Source organism: Sphingopyxis sp. BE235 (assembly GCF_031457175.1).
Lineage (GTDB): Bacteria > Pseudomonadota > Alphaproteobacteria > Sphingomonadales > Sphingomonadaceae > Sphingopyxis.
In genome coordinates, this window is the sequence record NZ_JAVDWC010000002.1 from 702,248 (window position 1) to 724,377 (window position 22,130).

27 protein-coding genes are annotated in these 22,130 nt (G+C 64.7%); 16 read left to right on the top strand and 11 right to left on the bottom strand.

All coding sequences use genetic code 11. The annotated features are described in order from the left end of the window. Positions 1–64 precede the first annotated feature (64 nt). Together J2X38_RS10570 and J2X38_RS10575 are read left to right on the top strand one after the other, a co-directional pair. Positions 65–784: an SDR family NAD(P)-dependent oxidoreductase gene (locus J2X38_RS10570; protein ID WP_310253843.1), complete on the top strand. Its 720-nt coding sequence runs from the start codon at positions 65–67 to the stop codon at positions 782–784. Between the two features lie 11 nt (positions 785–795). Continuing rightward, positions 796–1,443 (top strand): glutathione S-transferase family protein, encoded by a 648-nt coding sequence (locus J2X38_RS10575; protein WP_310253845.1) that lies wholly within the window; start codon positions 796–798, stop codon positions 1,441–1,443. 60 nt (positions 1,444–1,503) lie between these two features. Here J2X38_RS10575 and J2X38_RS10580 read toward each other — a convergent pair whose 3' ends face one another. The 8 genes from J2X38_RS10580 to J2X38_RS10615 form a co-directional block, all read right to left on the bottom strand. Next, the gene (locus J2X38_RS10580) at positions 1,504–2,049 is read right to left on the bottom strand and encodes a F0F1 ATP synthase subunit B (RefSeq protein WP_310253847.1); all 546 of its coding nucleotides are present in this window, start codon (positions 2,047–2,049) and stop codon (positions 1,504–1,506) included. Beyond that, positions 2,042–2,539: an ATPase gene (locus J2X38_RS10585; RefSeq protein WP_310253849.1), complete on the bottom strand. Its 498-nt coding sequence runs from the start codon at positions 2,537–2,539 to the stop codon at positions 2,042–2,044. The genes J2X38_RS10580 and J2X38_RS10585 overlap by 8 nt, the downstream gene beginning before the upstream one ends. 71 nt (positions 2,540–2,610) lie before the next feature. After that, positions 2,611–2,841, bottom strand: a complete 231-nt coding sequence (locus J2X38_RS10590; protein ID WP_037515205.1) for a F0F1 ATP synthase subunit C — start codon at positions 2,839–2,841, stop codon at positions 2,611–2,613. Positions 2,842–2,883: 42 nt separating this feature from the next. Then, positions 2,884–3,636: a F0F1 ATP synthase subunit A gene (locus J2X38_RS10595; protein WP_052187538.1), complete on the bottom strand. Its 753-nt coding sequence runs from the start codon at positions 3,634–3,636 to the stop codon at positions 2,884–2,886. A 60-nt stretch (positions 3,637–3,696) separates the two neighbouring features. Beyond that, on the bottom strand, positions 3,697–4,026 hold the full coding sequence (locus J2X38_RS10600) for an AtpZ/AtpI family protein (protein WP_037515490.1): 330 nt from the start codon (positions 4,024–4,026) through the stop codon (positions 3,697–3,699). A 234-nt stretch (positions 4,027–4,260) separates the two neighbouring features. Then, positions 4,261–4,662: a YdbL family protein gene (locus J2X38_RS10605; RefSeq protein ID WP_082639883.1), complete on the bottom strand. Its 402-nt coding sequence runs from the start codon at positions 4,660–4,662 to the stop codon at positions 4,261–4,263. A gap of 14 nt (positions 4,663–4,676) precedes the next feature. Next, positions 4,677–4,892, bottom strand: a complete 216-nt coding sequence (locus J2X38_RS10610; protein ID WP_310253862.1) for a YnbE family lipoprotein — start codon at positions 4,890–4,892, stop codon at positions 4,677–4,679. Continuing rightward, on the bottom strand, positions 4,889–8,047 hold the full coding sequence (locus tag J2X38_RS10615; protein ID WP_310253864.1) for a YdbH domain-containing protein: 3,159 nt from the start codon (positions 8,045–8,047) through the stop codon (positions 4,889–4,891). The genes J2X38_RS10610 and J2X38_RS10615 overlap by 4 nt, the downstream gene beginning before the upstream one ends. 169 nt (positions 8,048–8,216) lie before the next feature. Here J2X38_RS10615 and radC point away from each other — a divergent pair, with 169 nt between their 5' ends. Both radC and rnk read left to right on the top strand, forming a co-directional pair. Next, the gene (gene radC / locus J2X38_RS10620) at positions 8,217–8,894 is read left to right on the top strand and encodes a DNA repair protein RadC (RefSeq protein ID WP_058538605.1); all 678 of its coding nucleotides are present in this window, start codon (positions 8,217–8,219) and stop codon (positions 8,892–8,894) included. Positions 8,895–9,101: 207 nt separating this feature from the next. Continuing rightward, the gene (gene rnk, locus J2X38_RS10625; RefSeq protein WP_310253867.1) at positions 9,102–9,509 is read left to right on the top strand and encodes a nucleoside diphosphate kinase regulator; all 408 of its coding nucleotides are present in this window, start codon (positions 9,102–9,104) and stop codon (positions 9,507–9,509) included. Positions 9,510–9,594: 85 nt separating this feature from the next. On the opposite strand, the gene J2X38_RS10630 is transcribed toward rnk, so the two are convergent. Beyond that, entirely contained in the window at positions 9,595–10,059 is a 465-nt protein-coding gene (locus tag J2X38_RS10630; protein ID WP_310253869.1) for a calcium-binding protein, read from the bottom strand. Between the two features lie 515 nt (positions 10,060–10,574). Here J2X38_RS10630 and purB point away from each other — a divergent pair. From purB to J2X38_RS10680, 10 genes are all read left to right on the top strand, one after another. After that, the gene (purB, locus tag J2X38_RS10635; RefSeq protein ID WP_310253871.1) at positions 10,575–11,891 is read left to right on the top strand and encodes an adenylosuccinate lyase; all 1,317 of its coding nucleotides are present in this window, start codon (positions 10,575–10,577) and stop codon (positions 11,889–11,891) included. A 69-nt stretch (positions 11,892–11,960) separates the two neighbouring features. Continuing rightward, complete coding sequence (locus J2X38_RS10640) at positions 11,961–12,302, top strand: lipopolysaccharide assembly protein LapA domain-containing protein (RefSeq protein WP_058538398.1); 342 nt, start codon at positions 11,961–11,963, stop codon at positions 12,300–12,302. After that, positions 12,299–12,973 carry an orotidine-5'-phosphate decarboxylase gene (gene pyrF, locus J2X38_RS10645; protein WP_056374956.1) on the top strand — a complete coding sequence of 225 codons (675 nt, stop codon included), beginning with the start codon at positions 12,299–12,301 and terminating at the stop codon, positions 12,971–12,973. The genes J2X38_RS10640 and pyrF overlap by 4 nt, the downstream gene beginning before the upstream one ends. A 115-nt stretch (positions 12,974–13,088) precedes the next feature. After that, on the top strand, positions 13,089–13,721 hold the full coding sequence (locus J2X38_RS10650; RefSeq protein ID WP_310253874.1) for a phosphoribosylanthranilate isomerase: 633 nt from the start codon (positions 13,089–13,091) through the stop codon (positions 13,719–13,721). Continuing rightward, a complete protein-coding gene (gene trpB, locus J2X38_RS10655) occupies positions 13,718–14,929 on the top strand; it encodes a tryptophan synthase subunit beta (RefSeq protein WP_058538395.1) in 1,212 nt (403 codons plus the stop codon). Before J2X38_RS10650 ends, trpB begins: the two co-directional genes overlap by 4 nt. Continuing rightward, positions 14,929–15,120, top strand: a complete 192-nt coding sequence (locus J2X38_RS10660) for a hypothetical protein (RefSeq protein ID WP_058538394.1) — start codon at positions 14,929–14,931, stop codon at positions 15,118–15,120. Before trpB ends, J2X38_RS10660 begins: the two co-directional genes overlap by 1 nt. Next, entirely contained in the window at positions 15,117–15,908 is a 792-nt protein-coding gene (gene trpA, locus J2X38_RS10665) for a tryptophan synthase subunit alpha (protein ID WP_310253877.1), read from the top strand. The genes J2X38_RS10660 and trpA overlap by 4 nt, the downstream gene beginning before the upstream one ends. Beyond that, a complete protein-coding gene (gene accD / locus J2X38_RS10670; RefSeq protein ID WP_310253879.1) occupies positions 15,905–16,756 on the top strand; it encodes an acetyl-CoA carboxylase, carboxyltransferase subunit beta in 852 nt (283 codons plus the stop codon). Before trpA ends, accD begins: the two co-directional genes overlap by 4 nt. Next, positions 16,753–16,998, top strand: coding sequence for a DUF6959 family protein (locus J2X38_RS10675; RefSeq protein WP_058538391.1), 246 nt, complete (start codon positions 16,753–16,755; stop codon positions 16,996–16,998). Before accD ends, J2X38_RS10675 begins: the two co-directional genes overlap by 4 nt. 1 nt (position 16,999) lies before the next feature. Then, complete coding sequence (locus J2X38_RS10680; RefSeq protein ID WP_310253883.1) at positions 17,000–18,316, top strand: glutamate ligase domain-containing protein; 1,317 nt, start codon at positions 17,000–17,002, stop codon at positions 18,314–18,316. On the opposite strand, the gene J2X38_RS10685 is transcribed toward J2X38_RS10680, so the two are convergent. Next, positions 18,288–20,000 carry an AmpG family muropeptide MFS transporter gene (locus J2X38_RS10685; protein WP_310253885.1) on the bottom strand — a complete coding sequence of 571 codons (1,713 nt, stop codon included), beginning with the start codon at positions 19,998–20,000 and terminating at the stop codon, positions 18,288–18,290. The two genes, J2X38_RS10680 and J2X38_RS10685, sit on opposite strands and share 29 nt — an antisense overlap. A gap of 121 nt (positions 20,001–20,121) precedes the next feature. Then, on the bottom strand, positions 20,122–20,559 hold the full coding sequence (locus J2X38_RS10690) for a response regulator transcription factor (RefSeq protein WP_058538604.1): 438 nt from the start codon (positions 20,557–20,559) through the stop codon (positions 20,122–20,124). Between the two features lie 155 nt (positions 20,560–20,714). Between J2X38_RS10690 and J2X38_RS10695 the strand changes: the two genes are divergently transcribed. Together J2X38_RS10695 and rsmD are read left to right on the top strand one after the other, a co-directional pair. Further along, positions 20,715–21,563, top strand: a complete 849-nt coding sequence (locus J2X38_RS10695; protein ID WP_058538388.1) for a pseudouridine synthase — start codon at positions 20,715–20,717, stop codon at positions 21,561–21,563. Further along, complete coding sequence (rsmD, locus tag J2X38_RS10700; RefSeq protein WP_058538387.1) at positions 21,563–22,114, top strand: 16S rRNA (guanine(966)-N(2))-methyltransferase RsmD; 552 nt, start codon at positions 21,563–21,565, stop codon at positions 22,112–22,114. The genes J2X38_RS10695 and rsmD overlap by 1 nt, the downstream gene beginning before the upstream one ends. Positions 22,115–22,130: the final 16 nt, after the last annotated feature.

Sequence of the window (22,130 nt, forward strand, 5' to 3'; positions counted from 1 at the left end):
TTGCATGTAGGCGATGGCGGTGCGACCCGCCATAGTGCGCGAGGTAAAACATAGGAGGGGTCTTATGGAACTACGTGGAAAGCTCGCGCTGGTGACCGGCGGCAGCGACGGCATTGGGCGCGAGATTGCGCTGCAACTGCAGGGTGCGGGCGCCAACGTCATCGTCACGGGCCGCTCGGCCGACAAATTGCAGGCGATGGCGGCGCTTGGTTTCGGCACGATCGCGGGCGATTTGTCGACCTCCGCGGGCATCGATGCGGTCGTAAGCGGTGTGGCGGGCAAGCCGCTCGCACTGCTCGTCAACAACGCGGGCGTCGGCAGCGAATATGAGCTCGACGATGCCGCGACGTTGGAGAATGCGGCGCATTGCATCCGCACCAATCTCGACGCGCCGATCGCGCTCTGCACCCGGCTGCTGCCGGGGCTGCGCGCCCAGCCCGAGGCTACCATCGTCAACGTCACCTCGGGCCTCGCGATCGCGCCGCGCGCCGGCGGGTCGATCTATTGCGCGACCAAGGCTGGGCTGCGCAGCTACACGCAGGCGATTCGGTATCTGCTGAAGGACAGCAATGTCAGCGTGATCGAGGCACTGCCTCCGGTGGTCGAGACCAACATGACCGCGGGCCGCGGCGGCAGGAAGATGCGTGCACACGACTGCGCCGCAGAGATCGTGCGCGGCATTCGTACCGGCAAAAGCGAGGTCGATGCGGGGATGGTGAAGATGTTGCGGCTCGTGCACAGCATCTCGCCCGCGCTGGCGCGGCGCATCATGATCCAGTTCTGAGGATTGCAGGCATGATCACTCTATACGGCGAAGGACGCGGCTTCCGTGTTGCCTGGTTGCTCGAAGAAATGGGGCGCCCTTATCGCGTACGGCCGGTCGATCTGCTCGACGGTGTCGAACAGGATACCGAATTCCTGGCGATCAACCCTGCCGGATTCATCCCTGCGATCGTCGACGGCGACACGGTGATGGTCGAATCGATCGCGATCATGGAATATCTGCTCGCGCGCTACGGACCGGGCCCGCTTGCGCCGACGCCCGACGACGCGGCGTTCGCGACCTATCAGCAATTTCTCCATATGGGTGAGGCGGGCCTCGCGGGTCCGATCAACGCCATCGTCGCGACGAACATACTCGCCCCCGAAGCCGAACGGGAAAACTGGACCACGGGCTGGGCGCTCGGCATTTTCAAGAGCCGCCTCGGCCTCGTGAGCCGCCAGCTTGCGCGTACGCCCCATATCGCAGGAGACCGCTTCACCGCCGCCGACATTTCGGTGACCTACGCGCTCCAATTCGCCCAGCGCACGATCGGCTTCGCGTTGGGTACGGTGGAACTGGACTATGTCGAACGAACCACGGCGCGCACGGGATATCGGCGCGCGATGGACAATTTCCCCGCGACAAAGGCGTGGGTCGCGGGATTGGCCGGAGCGAACTAGCCCCAAAGCAAAACGCCCGCGGAAATCCGCGGGCGTTTCGGTAATCGGCGATGGAAAGGCTCAGCCCTTGGCGACGCCCGCGATAGCCTGATCGACCAGCGCCTTGTCGGCCGTGGCGTCATGCTTTTCGGCGATCAGTTTCGCCGCCGCGTCGGTCGCGGCCTTGGCAGCCGCGGTGCGGACTTCGCTAAGCGCGGTTGCTTCGGCCGCGGCGATGCGGTCTTCGGCCATCTGCTTGCGGCGGCCGATCAGCGCGGTGGCGTCGGCCTTGGCTTTGGCGACGAGCGCTTCGGCCTCGGCATCGGCGCGGGCGCGCATCTCGTCGGCTTCCTTGGCGGCGTCGGCGAGCTTCGCCTCATATTCGGCCTTCAGCGATTCGGCGTCGAGACGCAGCGCTTCGGCTTCCTTGAGCTGCTTCGAAATCTCGGCAATCTTGTTGTCGAGCATGCCCGCGACCATCGCCGGCACCTTCTTCCACAGCAGGATCGCGATGAAGATCGCCATGGCGATCGAAACCCAGACGGTCGCATCGATGAAGCCGAACGAGGCCGGCTCGACATGCACTTCGCCCGCGGCTTCGGACAAGATGGTCAGAACATTAGCCATGGAGCACCGCCTTCACCGCCGCCTTGGCATCCGCCGCAGCGACCTTCACGCCCGACAGCTTGGCGACGAGGTCACCCGCTGCTTCGGCCGCGACCGATTCGATTTCAGCCATCGCCGAAGTGCGCGCCGCGCTGACGTCGGCTTCGGCCGCCGACAGCTTGTCGGCGAGTTCGGCGTCGACCTTTGCCAGACGCTTTTCGGCGTCTTTCGCGGCCTTGTCTTTGGCGTCGGTTACCGCCTTTTGCGCAGCGGCGCGGCTTGCGTCGCTTTGCTGGCGGTAGCTTTCTTCGAGGTTGTCGGCGGCGGCATGCGCGGCTTTCGCCGCGGCCAGATCGTCCGCCACCTTGCGGTCGCGTGCGTCCACCGTCGCCTCGATCTTCGGCAGCATGCCGCGGCCGATGACGAAAAAGACGAAGCCGAAGGTCAGCAGCACCCAGAAAATCTGCGATGCGGCGTACCAGCTTTCAGCGAATTGGCTGATTTGAGGCATGGATTTACTCGACCGACAAAAGAAAAGCAGTCGCGGGGCCGGCTTTTAGCGAGCCGGCCCCGCAGACGAAATCAGGCTGCCTTGAGGTACAGCAGGATCGCGATCAGGAACGACAGCAGGCCGAGAAGTTCGGCAGCCGCGAAGCCGATGAACAGGCGGCCCTGCTGGCCGTCGGCAGCAGCCGGGTTACGCAGCGCGCTTTCGAGGAAGCTACCGAAGACGTTGCCCACACCGATGGCGGCCATACCGGCACCGATAGCGGCCAGACCGGCGCCGATGAGCGAAGCAGCTTGAACGTCCATTTTATACTCCTTGGGAAAAACGTTGATTATACAGTTGAAATATCAGTGCAGATTGACCGCGTCGTTCAGATAGAGCGACGTGAGCAGCGCAAAAACATAAGCCTGGATACCCGCCACCAGCAGCTCGAGGCCGCTGATGCCGACCATCAGCGCCATGCTGGGGATGCCGACGCCCAGACCGACAGCCGGACCGGCAGCGATCCCGTCGATGATGAACGAGGCGAACACCTTCATCAGCACGTGGCCCGCGGTCATCGCGACGAACAGTCGGAGAGCAAGGCTGAACGGGCGGACGAGGAACGACACCAGCTCGATCACGGGGATCAGCCACAGCAGCCACCAAGGCGTGCCGTGCGGGACGAAAAGCGAGAAGAAATGCAGGCCGTGGCGCCAGAAACCGACGATCAGGACGATCGAAAAGCTCAGGATCGCAAGGAAACCGGTGATCGTGAAGTGGCTCGTCACGGTAAAGGGATGCACGCCGAACAGGCCAAGCGGCATCAGTCCGATCACGTTCAGCATCAGGATGAACATGAAGAGCGAGAAGACATAGGGCGTATATTTGCGGCCTTCGGGGCCGATATTCGCGTTCATCATGCCCGAAATGAAGCCGGTAAAGCCTTCGACGGCGACCTGCCAGCGACCGGGAACGAGCTGACGCTTCATCCCGCCGATCATGAAGACCCACAGCAGCAGGCCGGCGATGACCATCCACATCGCACTGGTCGTAAAGGCAACCTCATGATTGCCGACATGGAACATGTCGAACATCTTCTGCACCTCGAACTGGTGCATCGGGTCCACTTTGCCTTGATCCGCCACGCGATACCTCGCCTAAATCCCAGTAATTCAGCTTCAATCCGGCTTGGAAGGCCGGATATTCGCTATACGAAATATGCTTCTGAAGGCGACGACTATTCCAAGGAACAGCACCACCAACAGGCCCCAGGGTGCGGTGCCGGCAAAATGATCGATCGTCCAACCGACCAAGGCGCCGCCACCGATACCGCCCAGCAGTTCAGCCAGAACGCGGTTACCGAGCTTATAGTTAGCATCGGTCTCCGGTCCGGCGTTCACTGCGGTCCGTTTTGCTTCTGCGGCTTCGGCCCGGTCCAATCGCTCTTCGAGCGAGACCAGGCGCGAATCCTCCGAAGCTGGTTCCGGATCGCTGCCATTCCCCGTCATTTGTGCCATCCTCCTGAAACAGAGCCGATATCGATCGATTCCGCCTGCGAAAAAAGGCCCGAAAATTCGGGGGACCCCTAAGGCGCGGTCCGTTTAGGAACGACACCCGATTAAGTCAATGCTTGTGCGCAGGTGCACAAAATTGACGCCGCGGAGGCGCGCAAAAATGCCGCCGCGTTTAGGGGCGCGGCGGCATCTGAGGACCCGCAGGCCCCTATTATGCGGCTTGTTCGGTTACGGGCAGCGTGCGTCGCGTTCGGGCGGGCTGCCGTCGCGGGTTTTCCAGGCGCCGCCGGGCGTCTGATATTTTTCGCCCGGCTTGGTCTGCGCGATCAGGTTGCAGCCGCTGGTAAAGGCGAACTGCTCGACCGTGCTGCCGGTCGACTGCGCGCTCGCGGTATAGGCGGCCTTGCGCTTGATATTGAGGTCCTGCACCAGCGCGCGGATCGCCGGGGTCGGCGTGGTCGCGAACCCCAGATAGCCGTCGACCTGCTCGCCGATCTGCCCCGCGGCACGCGCGGCGGCATAGGCGGGATCGCGCTGCGCCATCGCCGACGGCACGGCCAGCGCAACGGCGGCGGTGGCCGCAATCGCAGCAAGTGCCAGTCCGGTCGGTTTCCACATCGTCTTGGTCATCTTCTTGTTCCCCATCAGAATATCTCGCTATTCTGCTCGATGAGCTTCTTGGCGTCGCCATCCAGCCTGTACACCACTTCCTGACGGATGTTGATATTCAGGTTGATTTCGATCGGCTTGTCGGGAGTGTCGATCTGGACGCAGCCCGCAAGCGCGGCCGCCCCGATCGTTACTGCAACATACCTATAACCTATGGCCAGCCTCCTAGCTCCAGTCTTGGGTATCTTCATTGCACGGGCTCGCTTTCTGGGGGCTGAACGGGGACGATTGTTGCTTTTTTCGCGTCTTCCTGCGCGCGAATCAGCGCGGGCAGATTCTGTTCGATCAGCAGCGACGGGTCGTAGAAGCCCTTCGCCGATGTCAAAAGCTGGCGGAACGGCGCCCGAATCTTCACGTTGAAGATCAACGGCAGTTTCGCGACCTGATTGGTCAGGAAATTACGCGTCGCGCCTTCCCCCTGCCCCACGCCGCCAAAGCGGATATCGGTCACCATTTCGCCGTCGAGGTCCCCGTTCAGGATGATCGTCAGATCGTCATATTTGAGGCTGCGCAGCGCGCCAAAGGCAAAATTGGCGATGACACCCAGATTGCGGTTCGACAATTCGCCGACATAAGCGAGCGTGCCGCCGCCGCCCCGCGAATCGATGCGGCCACCCACGATGCGCCCGCCCATCCCATCGAACTCGACCGGCAAGGTTCCGTCGAACACGCCCGTCGCGTTGATATTGTCAAAGCCGAAGCTTTGCAGGAACACCGCCGCATCGACCCCGACGATATCGAACGACAGCCGCCGCGCTTTCTCCGTGCCGAAATCGAGCGTCGTCGGATGGAGGAGTAACTGCCCGCCGCCAAAGGGCCAGCTCCCGCCCTCGACCCGGACACGATTATTGTCGAGCAACTGATATTCGATCTCGCCGTCGACGACCGGAATACCCGGGTTGATCTCCTTGATCTTCGCGATCTGACCCGGCGCCGATCTAAGGCCAATCAGGTCGTCGAAACTGAGCGTCGTCGTCAGCCCCGTCACCGGTCCAAACGCCGCGGCGAGGCTGGCGTCAGCGGTCGCGAAGGTTCCGCGGCTCGTGACGCCGTCGGCGGTCCATTCGACACGGCCGTCGCCGACCACTGAACCTTGCACGTTGGCCACGACGCCGAGCGCGAGACTGGTCAGCTGGTCGGGCTGGAACGCCTCGTTGAACCGCAGCTCCTTGACGACAAGGTCAGCCGAACCGCTGCTGTCGGAAAGCCGGTGGCGGATCAACGTGTCGAGGATTTTTGTTCCGGTCTTCTGCTCGCTGAAACCCGCCTTCGCTTCGATCATCCCGTTCGCGAAGCGCAGATTCGCTTCATTGCTGACCAGCGGGAAGAAGCGCGGATCGGGCGCCGCGTCGGTGAGCCGCAACCCGCCGTCGAGCGTCAGCGCGCCATTCGCGAAGCGCCATTGCCCCGCAATCTCGCTCATGTTCAGGGGCACCGCGCCGATCTTGCTGCTCGCACCGTTGAGATCGCCCACCATACCTTGCGGCGTCGCACGCCCGGTCAGGCTCTCAGCGGCAAAGCGGGTCACGCTCTCCCCCTCGCCCAGCCGGATATCGGCACGCGCCAGCGACCAGCGCATCGCGGACAGGTCGATGTTCGCCGGGCCGCTTTTCAGGCTGAACGGCGAACTGCCGCTCGTCCCGCGCAGTGCAATACCGGGAATGCGGATATTGCCGCGAAGCCCGTCGGGCCCGGCGCTGAGCAGCGGCGCGCCCGGGCGACTGCACAGGTCGATCGCGCTGCGGCCTAGCCGGAAGCCGCTGACCTCGATCCGGTCGGCCGCGACGCGGCTGCATCCTCCGTCGAACGCGAGAGCTCCGGTCGGGGCGAGAAAGCCGTTCAACGGCACCGTCAACCGCTCGACGCGCCCGCCCGCGAGCGGCCCCGACAGCGTCGCGGCCGTTGCGAAGCGCAGCAACCCGCCCGCGCCGCCCGAAAAACGCACCGGCGTCAACGCCAGCCGCGCGCCTTCGGCGCCATAAGGATTGAAGCTGGCGAGCCCCGTCACCCTTCCCTCGGCGCTGCGATCGATACTCAGCGTTCCCGACGGCAGGTCACCGCCCGCGATGCTCCAGCGTCCCGTCGCAATCACCGCGGGCTCGTCCGCGCCATAAAGATAGCCGATGCGGCTGTCCGCACTGCCGGTGAAATGCGCGCCGCTCGCGCTCGTCAGTTCGGGCGCGATCAGGTCGACGCGCGCCGTTGGCCCTTCGCCCGCGAGCGCGAAGCCCGCGCTACCGCTCGCATCGGCGAGCACGCGGCTCAGCGCGCCGACGGCCTTCACCGCGAGAGGCCCGACCGGCGTGCCCGCCAGCCCGCGCGCGCTTTCGGCGAGCAAGCGCCGCAAATCGGGGCTGCCGCTGGCGCGGGCAAAACGGATCCGCCCGTCGAACTTGGGCGCCGCGCTACCGACGCTGCCCCTGGCTTCGAGGTTCACCGTCTCGGCCGCGAAATCGGCGCCGCGAAGGCGCGCCATGTCGGCATCGACGTCTAGCTTCGTCAGCACTGCGGTGCCGTCGAAGCGGGCGACCACGCCCATCCGGTCGGCCGCGACGGGTCCGGCGGCAAGGCGCGCGATGCTCGCGTCGGCCTTGCCCTTCCAGCTTTGCAGATCCTCCGACAGCGAGAGGTCGAGCGCGACTTGCGGCGAAGCCGCACTGACACTGCCGTCTGCGCAGCGCAACGAACCACCACGCAAGGGACCGACGAGCTGCGGCCGGACGTCGCGGACGAGAAGCGTGCCGTAGAAGCTGATATCGTCACCGCTGCACCCCGCCGCCGCAATGCGCGGCGCGACGAGCGCGAGCTTGCCAGTGAAATCGCGGCGCAGATTGCCGCCGCCGCTCAGCGCCGCACCGATATTGCCCCACGGCGTTTCGACGCGGGCTCGCGCATCGCGCAGCGCGACCGACAGGTCGGGCAAGGCGAACGGATCCTTGCTCGTCGGATCGCGGAACTTGTCGAGCGAGCCGAACGACAGGCGGCCGTCGACGAAGCGGCCATAAAGCCGAACGCCCTCGGCATTGATTCCCGAAACATAGGGACCGCGCCAGCCATAACCTAGCAGGACCTCGACGCGCTTCGCGGTCAGGTCGGGATGCTTCGGGTCGCCGATGACAATGTCGGATAGTTGCTCGCTGCGAAAGCCGATCCGGTCGATCCTATAGCGCGCAGGAACATCGCGGCTTTCGAGCTGGTCGCGAATGAATTCATCGGCGATCGGCTCGCGCGCAATCCAGACCCCTGCGATGAGGATGATTACGGCGCCAGCGGTCAGCCAGCGCTTTTTGAACAGCAGCTTTCGATATTTCCACCGCGGTTTTACGCCGTCTTCCGTGTCAGTCATGGAATATGGCCGATGACGTCATGGCGGCAAAATCTCGTCCCTCGGCCCGAACCCCGTTCAGGGCACAAACGCCGGAAATCCCGTTTCGATGCAGGAATTTGATCCGGTTCGCCATCTTCCTTACCCTATGACCGTTGAGTGCGCCTCACAAGGCGGTTATTGCCGCGTCATGGGGGATACGCCGGACCATCTTGGGCATCGCGCGCGGTTGCGGGCTCGCCTGCTCGACGACGCCGAAGGCTTGGCCGATTACGAGCTGGTCGAATATCTGCTCACGCTCGCAATCCCGCGCCGAGACACCAAGCCGCTCGCGAAAGCGCTGCTCCGCGAATTCGGTTCGCTGGCGCAGCTGGTCAGCGCCGACCCCGAATCGCTGCGCCGGGTCGACGGGCTCAGCGATACCGGCATTGCGGCGGTGAAGATCGTCCAGGCCGCGAGCCTGCGCCTGCTTAAAGGCGAATTTCGCGACAAACCATTGTTGTCCAGCTGGGACGCGCTGCTCGACTGGCTGCGCGCCGACATGGGGCCGATCGACGTCGAGCGCGTTCGCGTGCTCTATCTCAATTCGCGCAACATGCTGATCCGCGACGAACTCGCGAGCGAAGGGTCGATCGACCAGTCGGCGATCTATGTTCGCGAAGTCATCAAGCGCGCGCTCGAACTCGGCGCTTCGGCGATCATCCTTGTCCACAACCACCCCAGCGGCAGCCCCGAACCGAGCCGGCAGGATATCGCGATCACCAAGGATATCGCCGGCGCCGCCGCGAAACTTGGAATCGCGCTCCACGATCACATCATTATCGGCGGGTCCGATTACCGCAGCTTTCGCGCGATGGGACTGCTCTAGCCAAATTTGACTTCCGCCGCGCGGCGCCACATCATTAGGGTCATGCAGATTCGGCGCAGCCTTCTCCATTTCCGCCATCACGGGGGACAGCTTCTCGCGGGCATTTAGCCCCGGGTTCCGGCGCGCTCGCCCCGAACCCGGGGCACCTTCCGTCCAGACATTGCCGCGCGTGGCCAGCCGCCGCGCGCCAGCCGGAAAGTCCGCGCCATGACCAAGAAGAAAAACGGGGCCGCGATGCCCCATATCCGCATGATCGACAGCGAAGCCGACGTGCTGACCGAACTGACCCTGCAGCAGCAGCGCGATTCGGTTCGCTTCTATGAATTGCTGCTCGATGAGATCGATCGCGCCGCGATCTGCGAACGCACCAGAATCCCGCCCGACGTCGTGACCATGGGCTCCAACGTCACGTTCATCGATGAAAAAAGCGACGCCGAACGGACAGTGCGCCTCGTATATCCCGCCGAAGCCGACATATCGGCCGGGCGGATGTCGATCCTGACGCCGATCGGGGCGGGCCTGATCGGCCTCAGCGTCGGCCAGTCGATCAACTGGCCCGATCGCGGTGGCATCGAACACCGGTTGACGATCGTCGCGGTCGAGCAACCCGCTTAGCTGGCTGCAAACGGCTTAGCTTGCTGCAAACGGCGATGCAGCCGCCGGATCGCTCCGACGGCTGCACCACCCCGCGGGACGCCGTTTAGGCGCCGCGCGACAGGAAACCGGTCAATTCGGTCTTGTTAACCGCGCCCGACTTGTCGCCATCAGCCGATGCGAAAGCCTGACCAATCCAGGTCTTCACTTCGGCAGATTCGACGTCGGCGCTCGGATCGGTCGCTGCACGCAGCTTCTTCATCCACGCGCCGAACTCGGTTTCGTTCAGGTCGCCATTCTTGTCCCCGTCATAGGTCGGGAATTCCTGGTCGACGATCTGCGCAATCTGGGTCGGCGTTGCCGCTCCACCCGAAGGCGCGGCCTGGCCCGAAGCCGGCGGGGTCGACGCATCGGGTGCCGGGGCGGGTTCAGCCGGGGGCGTCGATGCGTCGGGTGCCGGAGCCGGCTCGCTCGCCGCCGGCGGTGTGGTCGGGTCCGACGCTGGGGCAGTCTGAGCCAGGGCCGGGAAACTCACGGCAGCGGCGCCGATCAAAAGCATCTGTTTCAACATCGTCTATCTCCTGTGTGCGGGGTTATTCGGGTTCCGATTCGGGCTTTTCTTCGGAATCCGGAGCAGGCTGGTCAGCCGGAGGGGCGGGCTCAGCCGCGGGGGGCGTATCGCTCGGGGTCGCGTCCTCGGTGGGCGCCGTTTCATCCGTCGGCTTCGTTTCGTCCGTCGGCTTGCTATCGGGCGCGGGGGCCGTGGTGTCGGTCGGCGCCGGCTGCGACTGCGTCGTGGGGGCCGGCTCTTCGGCCGGGGCAGTCGTCTGGGCCAAAGCGGGGAAACTGACAGCCGCCGCGCCGATCAAAAGCACTTGTTTCAACACATTTATTCTCCTGTAACGGCGACTTCGATGGTCACTGCGACCCGTCGCCTTTCTGATGGGGCATAGGAGCAACCCATCGTCTTTCCGCAAAGTTGCGCGCCCTCGGCATTTGGCGAAACGCCCCGTCCCTGCTACGGGGCGCCCCATCGTGGTTCCGCGTGGATTCCGCGATAAGGCGCCCGAAAAGGAAGGAAATTCAATGGTTCCGCGTTACGCACGGCCGGAAATGACCGCGATCTGGTCGGCCGAGAATCGGTTTCGCATCTGGTTCGAGATCGAAGCGCACGCGACCGACGCCCTTGCCGAACTCGGCACCGTGCCGAAATCGGCCGCCAAGGCGCTCTGGGACTGGTGGGCAACGAACCCGGTGATCGACGTCGCCGCGATCGATGCCATCGAGGCCGTCACCAAGCATGATGTCATCGCCTTCCTGACGTGGGTTGCCGAGAATGTCGGCGACGAAGCGCGCTTCATGCACCAGGGCATGACCAGCTCGGACGTGCTCGACACCTGCCTCGCGGTTCAGCTCAGCCAGGCGGCCGACATATTGCTCGCCGATCTCGACGCGCTGCTCGAGGCGATCAAGCGCCGCGCCTATGAGCATAAGCTCACCCCGACGATCGGCCGCAGCCACGGCATCCACGCCGAGCCGGTGACCTTCGGGCTCAAGCTCGCCGAAGCCTATGCCGAATTCTCGCGATGCAAGCTGCGCCTCCAGGCCGCGCGCGCCGAAATCGCGACCTGCGCCATTTCGGGCGCGGTTGGCACCTTCGCCAATATCGATCCGCGCGTCGAGGCGCATGTCGCGGCCAAGCTCGGCCTCGCGATCGAGCCCGTTTCGACGCAGGTGATCCCGCGCGACCGCCACGCGATGTTCTTCGCGGTGCTCGGCGTCGTCGCGTCGTCGATCGAACGGCTGTCGGTCGAAGTCCGCCATCTCCAGCGCACCGAAGTGCTCGAGGCCGAGGAATATTTCTCGCCAGGACAGAAGGGCTCGTCGGCGATGCCGCACAAGCGCAATCCGATCCTGACCGAGAACCTTACAGGCCTCGCGCGCGTCGTGCGCAGCGCGGTCACACCCGCGATGGAGAATGTCGCGCTGTGGCACGAGCGCGACATCAGCCACTCGTCGGTCGAACGCTTCATCGGCCCCGACGCGACGATCACGCTCGACTTCGCGCTCGGACGCCTGACCGGCGTGGTCGACAAGCTGCTCGTTTACCCCGCGCGGATGCAGAAGAATCTCGACCGCATGGGCGGGCTCGTCCATTCGCAACGCGTCCTGCTCGCGCTGACGCAGGCAGGCGCGAGCCGCGAGGAAAGCTATGTCCTCGTCCAGCGCAACGCGATGAAGGTCTGGGATTCGGACGGCCAGCTCTCGCTGCTCGAACTGCTCAAGGCCGATACCGACGTCACCGCAAAGCTCTCGGCCGACGAGCTGACCGCGCTGTTCGACCTCGGCTATCATATGAAGCACGTCGACACGATCTTCGACCGGGTGTTCGGGGCGGCATAGCTCCCGGACTGGAATCGCGCGGCAATCTGTCATAGGGTCGGCGCCAGACCGACAGAGGAGCAAGACGAAGTGGGCATCCTGCGAACGATCATCTGGGTCTCGTTGACCGCCATCCTCGTCATTTTCGCGATGGCGAACTGGATTCCAGTCACCGTCACGATCTGGCCGGGACAGGTGCTCGACACCAAATTGCCCGTGTTGATCCTCACAGCGTTCCTTATCGGCAGCGTGCCGATGTGGATCGCGCTGCGCACGACGCGCTGGTCAATGAAGCGCCGCCTCGACGCCAGCGAGCGGCAGGCGGCGGATTTGCGCGCGCTCGCCAACCGGCCCGTCGAGGTCACGCCCACTCCTCCGGTCAACGACATCCCGCCCGCCCCATCCGACCTTTTCTCCACGGACAAGCCATGACTTCACCGCTTTATCTCGCCATCGACACCACGCACCTCGATGCCGCGCTGACGCTGGCGCAAAAGGTGCGGCGCCACGTCGGCGGGCTGAAGCTCGGTCTCGAATTCTTCTGCGCCAACGGGCACCACGGTGTGCATGAAATGGCGAAGCTGGGCCTGCCGATCTTTCTCGACCTCAAGCTCCACGACATTCCCAACACCGTCGCCAAGGCGATCCAGGCGCTGCGCTCGCTCGAACCGGCAATCATCACCGTCCACGCCGCGGGCGGCCGCGCGATGCTCGAAGAAGCGAAGGCATCCGCGGGCACGAACACCAAGGTCGTCGCGGTGACCGTGCTCACCAGCCTCGACGCGCCCGATCTGGAAGACATCGGCGTCGGCGGCAACCCCCACGATCAAGTCGTCCGCCTGGCGGCGCTCGCCCGCGAAGCCGGCCTCGACGGCATTGTCTGTTCGGGACAGGAGGTGAAAGCAGCGCGCAAGGCTTGGCCCGGTGGCTTTTACGTCGTCCCCGGGGTGCGCCCCGCGAACGGCAAGATCGGCGATCAGAAACGCGTCGTCACGCCGGCACAGGCGATGGCCGACGGCGCCTCGATCCTCGTCGTCGGCCGCCCGATCAGCCAGTCGGCGGACCCCGACCTCGCCGCGCGCGAGATTGAAGCGACGCTTTAAAGCCCTTTCCCATTCCCGTTCGTGTCGAGCGAAGTCGAGACACCCATCGGAGCAGCGCAAGATCGAGGGGCCTCTCGACTTCGCTCGATGCGAACGGACAAATTAGAGTCTGACCATGCCCCCACTCGTCAAAATCTGCGGCCTCAAGACGATCGAAGAGGTCGATGCCGCCATCCGTCACGGCGCGACGCACATCGGCCTCAATCACTATGAGCCGAGCCCGCGCTATGTCGACCTCAAGACCGCGGCCGAGCTGCGCAAACGCGCGGGCGCGGCCGACATCAAGGTTGCGCTGCTGTTGGTCAACGCACCGCAGCAACTCACCGGCGACGCGCTCGGCATGGTGCGCCCCGACATCGTCCAGTTCCACGGCACCGAAACCCCCGAATGGCTGGGTGTCGTAAAGCGGCTGACACCCGCCGAAGTGTGGAAGGCCATCGGCCTTAAGGACGCCGACACGCTCGCGCGGATGCAGAAATATCATGGCGTCGCCGATCGCATCCTGTTCGATGCGCCCGCCGCCGCCATGCCGGGCGGCACCGGCACGCGTTTCGACTGGTCGCTGCTCAAAAACCATCGCCACAGCATCGACTGGGGGATCGCCGGGGGGCTTACCCCCGAGAATGTCGCGCAGGCCATCGCAGAAACCGGCGCGCCGCTCGTCGACGTTTCGTCGGGCGTCGAAAGCGCGCCGGGCGTCAAGGATGTGGACAAGATCGCGGCTTTCCTTAAAGCGGCGGGTCGATGACCGACTTACCCAACAGCCTTCGCTCCGGCCCCGACGAACGCGGCCATTTCGGCCAGTTCGGCGGCCGCTATGTCGCCGAAACGCTGATGCCGCTGATCCTCGACCTCGAGCGCCACTATCGCGCGGCGCAGGCCGATCCCGCGTTCAAGGCCGAGTTCGACTATCTGCTCAAACATTATGTCGGCCGCCCCAGCCCGCTGTGGTTCGCCGAGCGGCTGACCGAGCATCTCGGCGGCGCGAAGATTTACCTCAAGCGCGAGGATCTCAACCACACCGGCGCGCACAAGATCAACAATTGCATCGGCCAGATCCTGCTCGCCAAGCGCATGGGCAAGACGAAGATCATCGCCGAAACCGGCGCCGGCCAGCACGGCGTCGCGACCGCAACCGTCGCCGCGCTGTTCGGCCTGCCCTGCACCATCTTCATGGGCGCGGTCGATGTTGCACGCCAGCAGCCGAACGTGTTCCGCATGAAATTGCTCGGCGCCGAAGTCGTCGCAGTCGAATCGGGCGCCAAGACGCTGAAGGATGCGATGAACGAGGCGCTGCGCCATTGGGTCGCGAACGTCCACGACACCTTTTACATCATCGGCACCGTCGCAGGCCCGCACCCCTATCCCGAGCTCGTCCGCGATTTCCAGTCGGTGATCGGCGATGAAGCGCGTGAACAGATCCTCGAGGCCGAAGGTCGCCTCCCCGATATGCTGATCGCTCCCGTCGGCGGCGGATCGAACGCGATCGGCCTCTTCCATCCCTTCCTCGACGATGCAGACGTCGAAATCGTCGGCGTCGAGGCCGCGGGCGAAGGGCTCGACAAGAAGCACGCCGCCAGCCTCGCGGGCGGGCGCCCAGGCATTCTCCACGGCAACAAGACCTATCTGTTGCAGGACGAGGACGGCCAGATCACCGAGGCGCACAGCATCTCGGCGGGTCTCGACTATCCCGGTATCGGCCCCGAACATAGCTGGCTCCACGAAATCGGCCGCGTCCGCTACGAACCCGTCACCGACGACGAAGCGCTCGCGAGCTTCCAGAAGCTCACCAAGCTCGAAGGCATCATTCCGGCGCTCGAATCCGCTCACGCGATCGCCGCCGCCGAACGCATCGCCCCGACGCTGGGCAAGGACAAGATCATCATCGTCAACTGCTCGGGCCGCGGCGACAAGGATATCTTCACGGTGGCGGATGCGCTGGGGGTGGAGCTGTAATGCAATCGAAGCCGGTTCGGATTTTTACCGATTTCTGCCTCTTTCTGGTCGTCTTGTCGTTCGCCGACCTGCTGTTTCGGCATGGCTTGAATTTCGACGCCTGGAATCTCGCCTCCGCAAGACTGGCCTATAATGCGAGCATTGCTGCCGTGTTCGCGATTGTCTTTTATTTGAGGGCGCCTTCCCGATGACCCGCTTCGCCGCCTCCTTCGCCAAGCCCCATCCCGCGCTTGTGGCCTTCATCACCGCGGGCGACGGCGACACCGCCGCGAACCTCGACGCGCTCGTCGCGGGCGGTGCTGATGTGATCGAGCTTGGCATGCCCTTCACCGATCCGATGGCCGACGGCCCCGCGATCCAGGCCGCGAATTTGCGCAGCCTCGCGAAAGGCACGACCACCGCCGACATCTTCGCCATCGCGTCAGCTTTCCGCCAGCGCCATCCCGAAACGCCGCTCGTCCTGATGGGCTATGCCAACCCGATGACGATCCGCGGGTCCGACTGGTTCGCCGCCGAATGTGCCAAAGCAGGCGTCGACGGCGTGATCTGCGTCGACATTCCGTCTGAAGAAGACGCCGAACTCGGCCCGAGTCTTCGCGCCGCTGGCGTTGACCTGATCCGTCTTGCCACGCCCACCACCGATCCGGCGCGCTTGCCCGCCGTGCTCGATGGCGCGGGTGGTTTCCTTTATTATGTCTCGGTCGCCGGGATCACCGGCCAGCAACAAGCGGCGCAGGCGAGCATCGACGAAGCTGTTGCACGCCTCAAAGCCGCCACCGACCTTCCCGTCGCCGTAGGGTTTGGCGTCCGCACCCCCGAACAGGCCGCCCCGATCGCCAAGGTCGCCGACGGCGTAGTCGTCGGATCGGCCTTCATCGACATCATTGCCGAGCATGGCGACGCCGCCGCGCCTTATGTCGAGACCTTCACCCGTTCGCTCGCCGATGCTATCCACGGCGCAAAGGAGATCGCCGCATGAGCTGGCTCGACCGCGTTCGCAACGCGCTGCCCTTCGGGGCGAAACGCGACACCGCCGACAATCTCTGGCACAAATGCCGCCAGTGCCAGCAGATGGTGTTCGTCAAGGAATGGGAAGATAATCTCAACGTCTGCCCGCGCTGCGATCATCACGACCGCATCGGCGCGACCGAGCGTTTCGCGCAGCTGTTCGACGGCGGCCTCCACGAACTGATCAGCGCACCAGCGGCGCCCGAAGACCCGCTGAAGTTTCGCGACACCAAGAAATATGTCGACCGCATCAAGGCGGCGCGCGCGCAGACCGGCGACCGCGATGCCTATCAGAATGCGGCGGGCAAGATCGACGGCCAACCCGTCGTGATCGGCGTCCAGGATTTTGCCTTCATGGGCGGATCGATGGGCGTCGCCGTGGGCGAAGCTTTCGTCGCCGGGGTCGAGGAAGCGATCAGGCGCGGCTGTCCCTATCTCGCAATCACCGCCGCCGGCGGCGCGCGCATGCAGGAGGGTACGCTGTCGCTGATGCAGATGCCGCGCGCCACCGTCGCGCTCGCGCGCCTGCGCCGCGCCGGCCTTCCCTATATTGTGCTCCTGACCGATCCGACCACGGGCGGCGTCACCGCCAGCTATGCGATGCTCGGCGATATCCAGATCAGCGAGCCCAAGGCATTGATCGGCTTTGCGGGTCAGCGCGTGATCGAGAATACGATCCGCGAAAAACTGCCCGAAGGTTTCCAGCGCGCCGAATATCTGCTCGATCACGGGATGATCGATATGGTCGTGCATCGCAAGGAATTGCCCGAGACGCTGGGACGACTGATCGGCTATCTCGCGCCCGAGAAGGCGGCATGAGCACGGCAACGTTGCTCTCGCCAGCAACAAACTATGCGGTTGTCCAACTCCCCGGCCGGAATTTTCCGGGCGTTGTTGTCCAAGGCGATTCCTTGAACAATTTGGTCAGCCTGTTGGATTCAGCTTTGCTCGATGAAAATGAGCGAATGGATTTGATTGCGGAAGCGTTGGACATACTGAAGGGCGCGCGAAATAGGTACGAAGAAACCTGTGTGAACGCAGGCATACCGCTTCCCTACTGATATGGCAGATCACGCTCGTTCCAGCGACCCTGCGGTGCAGGCCCAACTCGATCGCCTCGCAGCCCTATCACCGGGCCGCGACATCCTCGGGCTCGAGCGCATCGCCGAACTTTGCGCGCGTCTCGGTAACCCTCAGCTCCAGCTGCCGCGCACCTTCCATGTGGCGGGCACCAACGGCAAGGGATCGACCTGCGCCTACCTACGCGCGATCCTCGAGGCGAGCGGACGACACGTCCACGCTTACACCAGCCCGCACCTCGTGCGCTTCAACGAACGCATCCGCCTCGCCGGAACGCTGATCGACGACGCGCTGCTGGCGGCATTGCTCGAAGAGGTGCTCGACGAGGCGGCCGACCTGCAAGCGAGCTTCTTCGAAGTCACCACCGCGGCCGCTTTCCTCGCCTTCGCGCGCATTCCCGCCGACGACTGCATCATCGAAGTGGGCCTCGGCGGCCGCCTGGACGCCACCACCATCATTCCGCCGCCCGCCGTCTGCGGCATCGCCTCGCTCGGCATCGACCATGAAGCCTTCCTGCTCGCTCCCGAAACAGGAACGCCCGACGATCCGGCGATACGCATCGCGTGGGAAAAGGCGGGAATCATCAAAGCCGACACGCCCGTGGCAACGTTCGACTATCCGCCGGGCGTGCGCGACATCATAGCCGCCAAGGTCGCCTCCGTCGGCGCCACGCTATTTCCCGAAGGGAACGGGTGGGCGATAGAGGCCAGCGGCGACAGCTTTCGCTGGACCTCGAAACTGGGTTCGGTCGCGGAGCCGATGCGTCCGCGCATGGCCGGGCCGCACCAGATGCGCAACGCCGGCCTCGCCATCGCGATGCTGCGCCTCGCCCCCGGTCCGCAGCCGACCGACGAAGCGATCGCGCACGGCGTCGCGGACGCCTTCTGGCCGGGCCGCATGCAGCGCCTCGGCACCGGCCCCCTCGCCGCGTTGTTGCCCGGCGGCACTGAAATCTGGCTCGACGGTGCGCATAATGTCGATGCGGGTCTCGCGCTCGCACGCCAGTTCGCGGACGAACCGCGGCGCGTCCACCTGATCACCGGCATGCTCGCGAACAAGGATCCGGCGGCGATCGTCGCGCCGCTGGCCGACCGCCTCGCCAGCCTGACCGTCGTCCCCGTCCCGGGGCACGAGCATCATGGCGCCGCCGCGTTCGGCGCCGATGCAAAGGCGGCCGCTTCGGTTGCCGACGCGCTGCGCGATCTCGATGTCGATCCCGCGCGCGAAATCGTCCTGATCGCGGGCTCGCTCTATCTCGCCGGCGAAGTGCTCAGCGCGAACCTGCAGTTTCCGGACTGACGGCCTGAGGCGACGCTTCGGGTATCTCGACCTCGCCCGCCGTACCGATCGAGCGATCGACCAGTCCCGACCGCATCATCCACCAGAAGATAAGGATGCCGGGAACCGCCAAAGCAGTCGTCAGCAGATAGAAATCGACATAGCCGAACTGTTCGATCAGCTGGCCCGCGCTGGTTCCGGTGAGGAACCGCCCGAGGATACTCGCGGCGGCCGAGAAAAGCGCGAAGTGGGTCGCGGTAAAGCGCAGATCGGCCAGTGCCGACAGATAGGCGACAACGCAGACGCCGCCGATTCCGCTGGCAAAATTCTCGAACCCGATCGCGCCGGCCATGCCCCAATTGCTGTGCCCGGCGGCGGCCAGGCCCGCAAAGCTGAAATTGGAAATCGCCATCAGGACAAGGCTGAGCAACACCGACTTTTTCATGCCGAGCCGCGCGTAGATGATCCCGCCGACGAACACCCCGGCGAGCAGCGCCCAGAAACCCAGGCCGACATCGTAAAAGGCGATTTCGTCATTGGTGTAGCCGAGATCCTCGAACAGCAACCTGAAGGTCAGGTTGGCGAGCGTGTCGCCGATCTTGTGGAGCAGCAGGAAGAAGAGGATCAGGATTGCCCCCTCGCGCGAGAAAAATTCCGCCAGCGGCCCGACGGCGCCCTTGTCGGCGGCCTGCCCTTCGCGCGATTTAGTCGGCAGCGCGAGCAGCGCCCCGATGACGAGCGCTCCCACGGCAAGGACGACCCAAAGAAGCGTCGACCCGACATAAGCGGCGATCGTCCCCCAATCCGCCGCCAGCACCGCGACCAGCGCCAGCGCCGGCAGCGCGATGATCCAGTTGATGTGCCCGCTCCACCCGATGTCGCGCGCGCGCCGGGCACTCAGGTCGAACAACGGGAACAAATATCCGACCAGGACCATCAGCGTCAGGATGTCGACGCCGAGCCATAGGTCGATCTGCCGCGCGATCAGAAACGCGACCGGGAAGCTGCCAATGAAGAGCGCGTAGTGGGCACGCGACAGGAACGCCGGCCAATGCCGCTCGATCTTGCGTTCGGGCTCGCCCATCACCAACCCGGTGATGATTGCCGGGAGGACCAGCGCCGCGCAGACCATATAGGCAACGCCCCAACCGGCGCGTTCGGCGACAACGAGCGCCAGGGCACCCGCCACCGCCGCACCGATGCGCCAGCCATATTGCGACATGCCCGACCCCGTGCCCAATTGTTCTGGCGCAAGCAGTTCGATGCGATAGGCGTCGATTACGATGTCATAGGTCGCGCCGGCGAGCCCGACCGCGATCGCCGCGAGCGCGACGACCGCAAGCGAAGCCTTTGGATCGAGATTGCCCAGCACCGACACAGCGACGAAAACAAGCGCGCCGACAAGGATCAGCCACGATCGCCGCTGGCCGATCCGCCCGAGGACAGGGATGCGGAATCGGTCGATCGCGGGCGCCCATGCCCATTTCAGATTATAGGCGAGAAAGGTCAGCGCAAAGGCGGTGACGGATGACTTCTCGATACCGTCCTGTGCGAGCCGTGTCGTCAGTGTCGCGCCGATCATCGCGAACGGGAAACCCGACGATATGCCAAGGAACAGTGCAGCAAGGGGCGCAGGCTCCAGATAGGGTCGCAGACTGTCGCGCCACCCCTTCGGTGCCGGCATCGCCGCATCTGTCGCCATCATATTCCCCCTTTTGGACCTGTGACGGGCCGCGGCCGGTCATATCTTGGCCTAAAGCGTTGGGGACAAATTGGAAGCGGCTAATTGGCTGCCGATCCGCCGTGCGCGGTCGGTCCGTCGCATCTCACGCCGCTTCGGGACGCCAAAAGGTCGTGAGGCCGCTGACCTTGCGCGGCGCCTGATTCTTGCATGCCATCGTCTCGACCGCACGCAGCGCCGCGACGAGCGCAGAGGCGCTGTGCGGCTTGCCGAGGCAGGCGACCGCGATGTCGGCGCCGTCCTCGGGGCATTGGCCGGTCACCAGCAGCACGGCAATACCGCGATCGCGTGCGAGACGCGCGACCTCGCGCCCCGTCATATGGCCCGCCAGTCCCAGATCCAGAACGACCGCGTCGATCGGCTCGGCGGCCATAATCGCCACCGCGGCCTCGCCCGAATCGACCGTTGCGACGATGTCGTACCCGCTGAGTTTCAACGTGTGCTCATTGTCGAACGCGGTCAGCGGATCATCCTCGATGATCAGCAACCGCTTGATGCAGGTGGGGCGGTGGGCGAAGAGCATGATGACTCCCTTTAACATCGCCATGACTCGCTCCGCGCCGTCCTGCAAGATTGCTTCTGCTTGCCATCGACGAAGCGAGTCTTTTCCGGCTATGAGCGTGATCACAACGCAACACTATTTTCCTTGAAAACGACAAGAAAGCCGCATCCGTTCCGATGACGACACGCCGTCCACCCCGCTCGACGCCTCGCCCCACCGCAGACCGCGACGCCCCCAAGGGCCGCCGCGCCGCACGCGGCGCCGCAACCGCGCTCAAAACCAAACCCGCCGAGGCCGAGCGCGAGGACGGACCGCAGCGCATCGCCAAACTGCTCGCGCGCGCCGGCGTCGGCTCGCGCCGCGACGTCGAACGCATGGTTGAAGAAGGCCGCATCGCGCTCAACGGGCAGGTCATCGTCCATCCCGCCCCGCTGCTCACCTCGCTCGAAGGATTGACCGTCGATGGCAACCCCGTTGCCAAGCCCGTCTCGACGCGCCTCTACCGCTTCAATAAGCCCGCGGGCTGCATCACCGCGGCCCGCGATCCCAAGGGACGCAAAACGATCTACGATCTGCTGCCCAAGGATCTTCCGCGCCTGATGCCCGTCGGCCGTCTCGACTATAATACCGAGGGGCTTTTGCTCCTCACCAATGACGGCGAATTCAAGCGCCAGCTCGAACTGCCCGCGAGCGGCGTCGAGCGCACCTATCGCGCGCGCGCGTTCGGCGACATCAGCCAGGCGCAGCTCGAGGAGCTCGCGATGGGGATAGAGATCGACGGCGTCCGCTACGGCAAGATCGACGCGAACCTCGAACGCCGCACGGGCCGCAACCAGTGGGTCGAAATGACGCTGACCGAAGGCAAGAACCGTGAAGTCCGCAAGGTGCTCGAACATTTCGGGTTGCAGGTCAGCCGCCTGATCCGCACGCGTTACGGCGCGTTCGAACTCGGCGGCATGCCGCTCGGCGCGGTCGATGTCGTCCCGCGCGACGAATTGTTCAAATTCCGGCGGCACCTCGGCTGATGCGCGTCATCGCTGGCGAATGGCGCGGCCGCAAGCTGCTCGCGCCCAAGAATGACGCGACGCGCCCGACCGCCGACCGCACGCGCGAGACGCTCTTCTCGATGTTGACGAGCCGCGTCGGCAGTTTCGAGGGACTGGTCGTCGCCGATCTCTTCGCGGGGTCGGGCGCGCTCGGGATCGAGGCGCTGTCGCGCGGCGCCGAACAATGCCTGTTCGCCGAGCAGGATCGCGACGCGCTCGACGTGTTGCGCAAGAATCTGGGCGCATTGGAGGCCACCGCACGCGCCGACATCCGCGCCGGCTCGGTGATGAGCCTCGGCCCCGCCAAGCGCACCTACGATCTGTTGTTGCTCGACGCGCCTTACGACACCGGAGCGGGCAGCGTCGCGCTCGATAAGCTCAACCGCCTCGGCTGGATCGGCGCCGACAGCTGGGTGTCGATCGAGACCGCGCACAATGAAGCGGTCGACGTCGCAGGCTTCGAGATCGATGCCGAACGCAAGGTCGGCAAGGCGAAGCTGACGCTGCTGGTCCGGGCGGGCCGGCTTTGACCGCAAGAAGCGGGAT